The sequence below is a fragment of the Phenylobacterium sp. genome, from assembly GCF_030697925.1.
In the GTDB taxonomy this organism is placed as follows: Bacteria; Pseudomonadota; Alphaproteobacteria; order Caulobacterales; family Caulobacteraceae; genus Phenylobacterium.
Window position 1 is genome coordinate 1 of the sequence record NZ_JAUYOJ010000161.1, and the last position, 8,658, is coordinate 8,658.

Below are 8,658 nucleotides of genomic sequence, written 5' to 3' on the forward strand. Positions count from 1 at the left end.
TATGACGCAGGAAGCGGTCGATCTGCGCCATGCGCGCCTTTGAGTCTCCGTGAGTTGATCCTGATCTAGCTCGTATCGGCTCGACCCGTCACGCGCGGCGCGATACGTCCCGGGTTCAACGCGCGAGCACGTTATATGGCCTTCATCGACATTTCCGGCGCGTCCGGCGCCAGCTACCGCTTTCGGCGCTGGCCGGACGGAACCGGCCATCTTCCCATCGCCGGCAATTTCGTCGTGGTGCTGGAAGAAGCGTTCCCTGTCGAGATCGTGGTGATCGGCATGACCAACGACCTGTCGCAGGCGCGTGCGGCTCCCATGGCCAAGGGGGAGGCGCGCGTCTACACCCGACTGAACGTGGCGCGCGCGACCCGCGAGGCCGAGCACGCCGACCTGGTGGCGCGCTGGCCCAAGGCTCGCGTGGTCGCGGAGAAGGGCTGAGGGACGGAGGATCTTCCGCTGCCGTCGGGGCCATGGTCTCGCCGACCCCATCAGGTCGCTGAAAGCGCTGCCTCAGATCGCGCGCCATCTCCTGATCGCGACGCGACGGGCCTCGGCCGCGCCGATCCGCACGAAGCCCAGTTGGGCGAAGGCTTCGGCCAGGGTTCCGAAGCGGCGGCGATAGTGATCGGCGCTGGGGACGTCGGGGTCGGCGTCGATGAGGGCGGTGGTGAGGTCGTCCGCGCGTTCGAAGAGGCGGGCCAGGCCCTGCAGCATCTCGGTCTCCTCCATGCGCTTGGGAAAATGGCGGCCCGGCGTGCAGCCGATGGCCGCGAAGGCCTTGCGCAGGCTTCCGAACCTCACCCGATAGGCGCGATAGTGCGGCACGCCCAGCGCCTTCAGACGGCCTTCGCCGACGACCCCATGGACCTCGGCCACCGCCCTGAGCGCCTCGAGCAGGTCTGGCGTTTCCGGCGTGGCGTGGGGCCGCAGGACGGCCTGGGTCGCCTCGAAGGCCTTGCGGGAGACCAGGGCCGGCGCCGCGCCGGGGACGGTGATCCAGGCCTGGGCGGGCTGGTCCCTGCGCCGGCCGCCAAGGGGGTATGTCGGCGGCCGGTGACCAGGACGCCGGCATATTTCGGATTGGCGAGGATCAGCCGCACCCGCTCTCCCGACCACTTGGCCGCCCGTGGCGCGCACGCCTTCGCGGTTCAGGAGGTCGGCGATCGCTGCTGGACTCATATCTTCCGCCCCGCAGAGCTGGTGCAGGCGTCGGACCACGGCGACCTCCCGCGCCGGCCCCTTCACCAGCACCGTGTGCTGGCGGGGGTCGGACTTGCGCTGGCCGGCCTGGAGGATGGCGCCCGGGGTCCCGTCGGCGTTCATGAGCCGGCGACGCAGGGCGTAGCCCGGCGGCCCGTGCTGCCAGTGGCCCATTCCCGAAAGCCTGGCCTGGGCGCGGGCGATCTTGGCGCCAAGATCACGGGAGTATTCCGCGGCCATGGAGCGCTTGAGGCCTTTCATGAGCACGTCCTGAGCGGCCTGCCCCTCGGCGAAGGCCTCCGCGAAATAGATGATGCGCACGCCTTCGCAGGCGGCCAGGAACTCGTAGTGGGCGGCCTCGTCGGGATCCTGGAATCGGCCCCAGCGGCTGACGTCATAGACCAGAACCGCCGCGAAATCGGCGCGGCCGCCGAGTACGGCGCCTAGCAGTTCGCGGAACGCCGGCCGCGTGGCCGCGACGACGCCGCTGACGGCGGAATCCGCATAGGCGCGCAGCACGCGGTAGCCCCGGTCGCGGGCGAAGGCGTCGATCGCCGCCTGCTGGTGAGCCAAGGAGTCCGGCTGCCGTGAGGTCGACATGCGTAGATAGGCCACTGCCGGGATCCCACCACGCCCCGGATCCACGAGCTGGGCTGGGTCGCTCATGGCGGACCTCGCCTTGGCCGCGGACGAACGATCCGGCGCGGGGCGACAACGGACTTGCCGCGCGAAGTCGCCAGAACATAGCCGATCCGCCGGTAGGCTTCCCGGAGGTTGCCGAAGCGGTTGTGGTAGGTCGCGGGGCAGGGGACCCCTTCGGCCCGCTTGATGATCTTTGACGTCAGGCGGCCCTCGGTCTTCAGCAGATCGGCGAGGCGGCCGAGCATGGCGTCGTCGTCGAGCATGACCATGCGGTTGGCGATGATCTTCGCCGCCTTGGCCTGGGCCTGGCGGGGCACCGCCGCGGGCAGGGGGTCGGCGATCCGGACCCTGGCCTCGGGCGGCTGCGCGACCGGCCCCCCGCCCAGGTGGTAGGCGTGCCGACCGAAGACCTTGTCGCCGGCATAGGCCGGGTTGGTGAGGATGTTCTTGACCTTCTGGTAGGTCCAGGGCCGTCCGTCGCCATAGGGGACGTCCTCGTCGTTCAGCAAGCGGACCAGCGCCGTGCGGCTGACCCCTTCCTCAAGGAACAGGCGATAGATGCGGCGCACCACGGCGAGCTCTTCTTCAGGCCCCGGAACCAGGACCAGCCGCTGGGACTGGAGGGGCTTGGGCTCGCCGCGCTGGAGCACGCACAGCGGCTTGCCCGCGGCGTCGACCACGCAGCGGCGCAGGCCGTAGCCCGGCTCGCCGCCCTGCCAGAGGCCCTGTTCGGCGTTGCGGCGCTTGGCGTGGCGCACGGTCCTGGAAAGCTGGGCGCTGTATTCGGCGGCCATCACCCGCTTGACCTGTTTGAGCAGGGCGCCGGCCACGCCGCCGGCCCCGAAGTCCTCGGCGCAATATTCGATCCGCACCCCGGCCTGGCGGCAGACGAACTCGTAGTGGGCGCTCTCGTCGGGGTTCTGGAACCGCCCCCAGCGGCTGACGTCGTAGACCAGCACGACCTCGAAGTCCGCCGCCCCGCCCACCACGTCGGCGAGCAGTCGTCTCAGGCCAAGGCGATTGGCGGCGCGCAGGCCGCTGACCCCGGCGTCCATATAGGTGGCGCCGATCTCAAGCCCGCGCGCCGCCGCATAGGCGGCGATGGCGCTGGCCTGGTTGTCCAGAGAATAGCGCTGCTGGTCGGTGGACATGCGCAGGTACTGCGCCGCGCGCGCCGCCGGTGGGATGGCCTTGGCGTCCGGCACGCCGGGTCTAGAGTCCGCCGGCGCGGATGATGCGGCGCGCCTGATGGGGCGGGATGATCGCGGTGATGTGAGCGGCCCAGCGGAGCTGGCAGTTCTGGCGGGTGACGCCGACCACGCTTTCCAGATCGAAGCGGCCGGCCTTGGATCCGCGCAGCAGCCGCTTGACCAGGACCTCGTCGCCGGCCGTCTCGACCACGACCATGTGGCCCAGCATGTCGGGGGTCGGCGGCGTGCGCTGGTCCTCGAAATAGATCAGCCCGCCGTCATCGGCCACGCCCCGCATCGAGTGCCCGACGATCAGCAGGGCCACGGCCTTCTCCGTGCCGCCCGGGGGGATGGGCGCGAGATCGCCCACCTCCTGCCCCGTGGCGAACAGCACCCGTCCCTCGGTATCGGCGCCCACCCGGCCGATGATCGGGACCATCCGCGGATTGGGCGGCCTCGCGCCGGTCGGGGCGTCCGTATCTGGCGCACCGGCGCCCTCAAATAGCCACTCGGCCCCGACGCCGAAGGCCGCCGCATAGACCTTGGCCCGCCTACAGGCGAAGGGCGCGTTGCCGTTCTCGTTGGAACTGTAGGTGTTGCGGTTCCAGCCGAACCGAAGGGCGGCCGCCACCGCGGTGGCGAACCCGGCCTCCTGTCGGGCGAGCTTCAGGCGGGCGGCGCGGTCGGTGGATGTCATGAACTGTATATAACATACAATTTGCTCTTGCGTAAATTGTGTATTTTTTCTACAGAACCTTCATGACCCAACGCGCCAAGCCCCCTGTTCCGCCGTCCAAGGACTCCCTTTCCGTCGAGCTGGGCGGCTGGTTCAAGGCCAACGCCACCGGGCGCGGGATCTTTGTCATCGGGGTGATCGTGGTCGCCCTGGTCGCCGGCGCCCTGGCCCAGGGCTGGGTCGGCTAGGCCGGCCGGCAGTCGCCCTCCGGCGGCCATTCGCCATCGACGACGATAGCGCGCCAGCAGTCGGCCTCGGCCCTGGCCTTTGCGTGGAGCAAGGCGAGGGCGACGCACATGGCGGCGAGCGCCACGCAGCAAAGGGTCAGGATGCGCCGGATCGTGCGGGCGTCCGCGCTCGGGTGTTGGGGTTTTGATCTTGTCAGGGGGCGAATTCCGCGATGGCCTGGCCGCGGGCGAAGGCCAGCAGCGGCATGATGTCGTGGCGATCTGCCGCCTGCAGGGCGGCCACATAGGCCCGCCGCGTCTCGGCGGCTTCGACGAGGTCGCGGCGCCCCCAGCTGAACCGCGTCCCGCCCAACTGCACCGACAGCAGGTCGGCCGCCAGGCGGGCATGCCGGCCATTGCCGTTCGGGAACGGGTGGATGGCGACCAGCCGATGGTGGAAACGCACGGCGATCTCGTCCGGGAGATAGGTCTTGTGCGCGATCCAGTAGCGCACGTCGCCGATCAGCGTGTGCAGCTCGACCTCGACGCGGTGTGGCGCGACGCCGATGTTGCGTTCCGATTTTCGGACAGTTCCAGCCCATCGCCAGTCCTTTCGGAACATCCGGCGATGCAGAGCCATCAGCAGGGCGGGCGCGACGATGTCGCCACGCTTGCGCGCGAACGCCCATTGGTCGGCCTCGGAGATGTTCTCCTGCTCGGCTTCGTTCAGTTCGGCGCGGGTGGTGATGTAGGTCGGGATCAGGTCGTCGCGCTCGGCCGGGGTCAGCGGCGTGTTGGCCGCGTCGTCGGCCTCGAAGAGCGGATCGCTCACTGGGGCTCGTCCCACAGGCGACGCAGGCTGCCGCGGAGCAGGTCGTCGACAAGGCGCTCGCGTTGTCGCCGCTGATCGCTCACGGTGAGCGCCTGGTTCTCCAGCCGCATCGTGTGGCTCACGCGCGCCAGTTGCGCGTCGGCCGTCGCCTCGGCGCGCTCGCGGATCATGTCCGCCAAAGGTCGCTTCGGGACGATCGCGTAGACCAGGGTGCAATCCAGGGCTTCGGCCGCCCGACGTAAGCTTGCGAGGGTGAGCGTCTCATCAACCTCGCCTTTCTCGAGTGCGACGATACGAGGCTGACTGACGCCGAGTCGCCTGGCGAATTGCTTGGAGGTCAGGCCGAGCGCGTCGCGGATGGCGCGCAGCCATCCCCTCGGCGGCCGCGCCACCGACCAGTTCCGTACCGGCGTAAGCCGCATGTCGAGGGCTCTCGCCGCTCTATCGGTGGCCGACATGATAACTCCAGTATTATCGAAGTTGCTGACGCTGATAAGCTATGGATGATTGAATGCCAAGGAAATAATAATAAATATATTATCAAAAGTGTAGATTCCAATCACCCATATATTATCCTGTCGGGCGGGGCGGCGATTGGAGGCGGAGTTAGGGGCAGGTCGGGCGGGCCGTCCTGGCCCGCGGAGTTGATCCATGACCCTTCACGCCATCGTCGCCGCCCTAGGCGGCGACCTATATGCGCGCGGCCTGCGCGCCAATATTCCCGCGCCCGGCCACAGCGCCCGGGATCGTTCGGTGTCGCTGCTGCTGCATCAGGGACGCGTGGTTGCGCACAGCTTCGGTGAGGCCGATTGGCGGGCGGTGCTGGACGATCTCCGGGCGCGCGGCCTGGTCGACGCAGCCGGCGCACCCATCGGCGGCGTCCGGCGCGCGGGGCCCGACCAGGACCCACCGGCCGCCGCGCGCACGCGCGTCGCGCGCGCCCTCTGGGACGCCGGCCTGACCATTGGCCCGAACTCGCTGGCGGCGCGACATGGCCGCCTGCGCGGCGTGGCGCGTCCCCTGGCCTCCGTCGCCAACCTGCGGATCCACCCCGCGGCGCCGGTGTCCGTCTATCGCCCCGGGCGAACCCGGCGACCGGCCCTGCTGGCGGCCATCCGGGGCCCCGACGGCGCGCTGGCGGCCGTGGAGATCACCTATCTGGACGCGCAGGGGCGGCGCGCGGGAGACCTGCGGCTGCCCCGCAAGACCGTGGGCCGCCTGCCACCCGGTCGCGCGGTGCGGCTGGATCCGGCCGCCGCCACCCTGCTGGTGGCCGAGGGCGTCTTCACCGCCCTCTCGGCCGGCGAGCGGTTCAGCCTGCCCGCCTGGGCGCTGCTGTCCACCGGCAATCTGCGGCGCTGGGCGCCCCCGCCGGGCGTCCGGCGCGTCCTCGTGGCCGCCGACCGCGGCGCGGACGGCGAGCGATCCGCCGGGGAGCTTGCCCAGGGCCTGCGCGCCCAAGGCCTGCGCGCCAGGGTGCGGCCCCCGCCGCCGCCGTTCGGCGACTGGAACGAGGTGGCGACGGCCGGAGGAGGAGGGAAGGGCGGGTGAGGGCGCCCGGACCGGGGGGAAGCGTCCCCGCCGGCCGGTGCGGGACATCGCCCGATGACCGACGTTCAAGAGACCCCGACCCAGGCGGCCGCCCCCGTGCGGGTGCGCAAGACCTATCTGCTCCGCGACCTCGATGTCGCGCCCGAGAACATGCGGTTCGGGACGCCGCCCGACGAGGAGATCCCGCAGCTCGCCGCCACCATCAAGGCGGCCGGCCTGCTGCAGCCCCTGACCGTGCGCCCCGGCCGGCGCAGGGAGAAGGCCGCCATGGCCCCGGACGGACGCCGGCGGCTGCTGGCGCTCGGCCTGCTGCTGGCCGAGGGGGCGGTCGGCGAGGATTACCCGGTGGACGTCTTCGAGGAGATCGATCCCGGCCGCCAGGCCGCCGCGGTGCTGCTGACCAATACCGCCGTGCCGGTCCATGTGGCCGACGTGATCGCCGCCATCGGCAAGATGCTGAAAGCCGAGCTGACGCCCGCAGCCATCGCCGCGGCCCTCGGCTACGGGGAGATCGAGGTGCGCCGGCTGGCGGCGCTTTCGGGCCTGCATCCCAAGGCGTTGCAGGCGCTGAAGCTCGGGCGGATCGCGTTGCGCCAGGCCCGGCTGCTGGCGCGCCTGCCCGACACCAGGCTGCAGGCGGAGATCGCCGAGACGGCGATAAAGGGCTACGGCTTCGCCGAACACCGGGTCACCGAGGCCCTGGGCGAGGGACGGGTCACGGCCCAGGATCACCGCTTCGCCCTGGTCGGTCCCGAGCGCTATGCCGCCGCCGGAGGACGAATCGAGACCGACCTGTTCGGGGAGCGGCCGGACCTGCTGCTGGATCCCGAGGTGCTGGAAACCCTCTGGATCGAGCGCGCCACGACCCTGGCGGGCCGGCTGGCGCGGGAGGGGCTCGTCGTCCAGGTGAGCAGCCAGCGCTTCCCCGAGGAGCCGGCGGACCTGGAGCCGTTCGGCTACGCCCACGGACTGGGACTGGGACTGGACGCCGACCAGTTGGCCGGCTGGCGCGCGGCGCGCGAGGCCATGACGACGGCCGGCCGAGCTGCGGTTGAAGAACCGCCGGGAGGAGGAGGTCGCGCCCGACGACAGGACGGGCGAGCCCGGTGACGTACGGACCGGCGCCTTCGAGCCCGACCTCGATGATGAGATCCCGTTCTAGGACTGTGCGAGCGTCTGTTCAGCCCCGCCGGATCGCCGGCGGGGCATTTCCATTTGGATTGCCGAAGCAACGGTCAGCCTCTGCAAGCACGCGGCCTGTCGGCGGAGATGTCGGCTTCCACCCTGTGTCAGAGGATTTGAGAGGAACGGGTTTCCGTCCGCTGGGCGCCAACAGCTGCAGAAGTGGGCGTCGGGACGAGAAGCGGAGCTATGGCTTCGCGAGCCAGTCTTCGCACCGCAGGCCGTCCACCCGACGAAACTCGGCCAAATTGCCTGTCACGACCGTCAAGCCTCGGCTACGCGCGTGACCCGCGATCAGCAGATCATATCCGCCGATGGGCTGGCCTTGGCGCTCCAAGCTTGCGCGAATGTCAGCGGCGTGGTCGGCGGCGGCTTCGTCGAATGGAAGGACTTCAAGTCGCGCAGCGAAACGCTCGACCTCACTTCTATTGTGTTCGGGGCGGTCCGACTTGGCCGCCCCATAAAGCAATTCGGTCAGCACGATCGTCGAAATGCAAAGGCTGTCGGCCTCAAGCTTGAACCGCTCGCGAACCTGTCGCGGGCGATCACGGAGCACCCGGATGCAGAGATTCGTATCGAGCAGATAGCGCAGCATCAGAAGGAGTCGCGCGCTTGCGCGGTGGGTTGATGTCGATCGCCGAGGTCCACGCCAGGCGCGTCGAAGAAATCGTCCCAAACGGCGTCGGCCGGCACGATGATCCGGCGCTTGCCTTCGCGGAGGATCGTGACCAAGCGAACCCCCTCTGGAAATGCAACCTCCTTGGGAAGCCGCACGGCTTGAGAACGGTTTGATTGAAACAAAGTCGTCCGATTCATACGCTCACCCTTGGGATATCCAAGTTGTATATCCCAAGGGCGGCTCAATCAAGTGGGATCGGGAGGGCCATTCTGACTTCGTCCTGCGGCGCTTCCGCGTCGCGCCAACGTACTAACCCGCTCGCGCGGGAGGAGTATTCGCTCAACGTGGGTGCGTAGCGGGATTCTCCTGTCTGAAGAGGAGCGTGGGTCGGCCACGTCCTCCTCAAGACAGGAGATGCGTGATGACAGCAGAGGTCATCAACCCGCTGCGCCGCAGGATGATCGAAGACATGATGATCCGCAACTTCGATCCGCGGACCCAGCAGAGTTACATGCGATCGGTGCGGGCGTGCTGCCGGT

Annotated in this window: 11 protein-coding genes; 4 read left to right on the top strand and 7 right to left on the bottom strand. The window is 69.4% G+C overall.

All coding sequences use genetic code 11. The annotated features are described in order from the left end of the window. Window positions 1-135 precede the first annotated feature (135 nt). Entirely contained in the window at window positions 136-438 is a 303-nt protein-coding gene (locus tag Q8Q88_RS15310; RefSeq protein ID WP_305676054.1) for a hypothetical protein, read from the top strand. A 72-nt stretch (window positions 439-510) separates the two neighbouring features. Here Q8Q88_RS15310 and Q8Q88_RS15315 read toward each other — a convergent pair whose 3' ends face one another. Genes Q8Q88_RS15315 through Q8Q88_RS15325 form a run of 3 tightly spaced genes read right to left on the bottom strand, consistent with a single transcriptional unit; the run spans window position 511 to window position 3,729 of the window. Continuing rightward, the gene (locus Q8Q88_RS15315; protein ID WP_305676055.1) at window positions 511-1,866 is read right to left on the bottom strand and encodes a recombinase family protein; all 1,356 of its coding nucleotides are present in this window, start codon (window positions 1,864-1,866) and stop codon (window positions 511-513) included. Further along, a complete protein-coding gene (locus tag Q8Q88_RS15320) occupies window positions 1,863-3,047 on the bottom strand; it encodes a recombinase family protein (RefSeq protein ID WP_305676056.1) in 1,185 nt (394 codons plus the stop codon). The genes Q8Q88_RS15315 and Q8Q88_RS15320 overlap by 4 nt, the downstream gene beginning before the upstream one ends. Window positions 3,048-3,054: 7 nt before the next feature. Next, the gene (locus Q8Q88_RS15325; RefSeq protein ID WP_305676057.1) at window positions 3,055-3,729 is read right to left on the bottom strand and encodes a helix-turn-helix transcriptional regulator; all 675 of its coding nucleotides are present in this window, start codon (window positions 3,727-3,729) and stop codon (window positions 3,055-3,057) included. Window positions 3,730-3,791: 62 nt separating this feature from the next. On the opposite strand from Q8Q88_RS15325, the gene Q8Q88_RS15330 reads away from it, so the two are divergent. Beyond that, the gene (locus Q8Q88_RS15330; protein WP_305676058.1) at window positions 3,792-3,956 is read left to right on the top strand and encodes a hypothetical protein; all 165 of its coding nucleotides are present in this window, start codon (window positions 3,792-3,794) and stop codon (window positions 3,954-3,956) included. A gap of 193 nt (window positions 3,957-4,149) precedes the next feature. Here the strand turns inward: Q8Q88_RS15330 and Q8Q88_RS15335 are convergent, their stop codons facing one another. Further along, window positions 4,150-4,767 (bottom strand): mobile mystery protein B, encoded by a 618-nt coding sequence (locus Q8Q88_RS15335; protein WP_305676059.1) that lies wholly within the window; start codon window positions 4,765-4,767, stop codon window positions 4,150-4,152. Further along, on the bottom strand, window positions 4,764-5,225 hold the full coding sequence (locus Q8Q88_RS15340; protein WP_305676060.1) for a mobile mystery protein A: 462 nt from the start codon (window positions 5,223-5,225) through the stop codon (window positions 4,764-4,766). The genes Q8Q88_RS15335 and Q8Q88_RS15340 overlap by 4 nt, the downstream gene beginning before the upstream one ends. Window positions 5,226-5,418: 193 nt before the next feature. Between Q8Q88_RS15340 and Q8Q88_RS15345 the strand changes: the two genes are divergently transcribed. Continuing rightward, window positions 5,419-6,318, top strand: coding sequence for a toprim domain-containing protein (locus Q8Q88_RS15345; RefSeq protein WP_305676061.1), 900 nt, complete (start codon window positions 5,419-5,421; stop codon window positions 6,316-6,318). Between the two features lie 54 nt (window positions 6,319-6,372). Then, a complete protein-coding gene (locus tag Q8Q88_RS15350; RefSeq protein ID WP_305676062.1) occupies window positions 6,373-7,428 on the top strand; it encodes a ParB N-terminal domain-containing protein in 1,056 nt (351 codons plus the stop codon). A 259-nt stretch (window positions 7,429-7,687) separates the two neighbouring features. Here Q8Q88_RS15350 and vapC read toward each other — a convergent pair whose 3' ends face one another. Then, window positions 7,688-8,095: a tRNA(fMet)-specific endonuclease VapC gene (gene vapC, locus Q8Q88_RS15355; protein ID WP_305676063.1), complete on the bottom strand. Its 408-nt coding sequence runs from the start codon at window positions 8,093-8,095 to the stop codon at window positions 7,688-7,690. After that, window positions 8,095-8,316 carry a type II toxin-antitoxin system VapB family antitoxin gene (vapB, locus tag Q8Q88_RS15360; protein ID WP_305676064.1) on the bottom strand — a complete coding sequence of 74 codons (222 nt, stop codon included), beginning with the start codon at window positions 8,314-8,316 and terminating at the stop codon, window positions 8,095-8,097. Before vapB ends, vapC begins: the two co-directional genes overlap by 1 nt. Between the last annotated feature and the right edge of the window lie 342 nt (window positions 8,317-8,658).

Coding starts and splice junctions, on each gene's coding strand:
- Q8Q88_RS15310 (WP_305676054.1), top strand. CDS start 136: ATGGCCTTCATCGACATTTCCGGCGCGTCCGGCGCCAGCTACCGCTTT.
- Q8Q88_RS15315 (WP_305676055.1), bottom strand. CDS start 1,866: ATGAGCGACCCAGCCCAGCTCGTGGATCCGGGGCGTGGTGGGATCCCG.
- Q8Q88_RS15325 (WP_305676057.1), bottom strand. CDS start 3,729: ATGACATCCACCGACCGCGCCGCCCGCCTGAAGCTCGCCCGACAGGAG.
- Q8Q88_RS15330 (WP_305676058.1), top strand. CDS start 3,792: ATGACCCAACGCGCCAAGCCCCCTGTTCCGCCGTCCAAGGACTCCCTT.
- Q8Q88_RS15340 (WP_305676060.1), bottom strand. CDS start 5,225: ATGTCGGCCACCGATAGAGCGGCGAGAGCCCTCGACATGCGGCTTACG.
- Q8Q88_RS15345 (WP_305676061.1), top strand. CDS start 5,419: ATGACCCTTCACGCCATCGTCGCCGCCCTAGGCGGCGACCTATATGCG.
- Q8Q88_RS15350 (WP_305676062.1), top strand. CDS start 6,373: ATGACCGACGTTCAAGAGACCCCGACCCAGGCGGCCGCCCCCGTGCGG.
- vapC (WP_305676063.1), bottom strand. CDS start 8,095: ATGCTGCGCTATCTGCTCGATACGAATCTCTGCATCCGGGTGCTCCGT.
- vapB (WP_305676064.1), bottom strand. CDS start 8,316: ATGAATCGGACGACTTTGTTTCAATCAAACCGTTCTCAAGCCGTGCGG.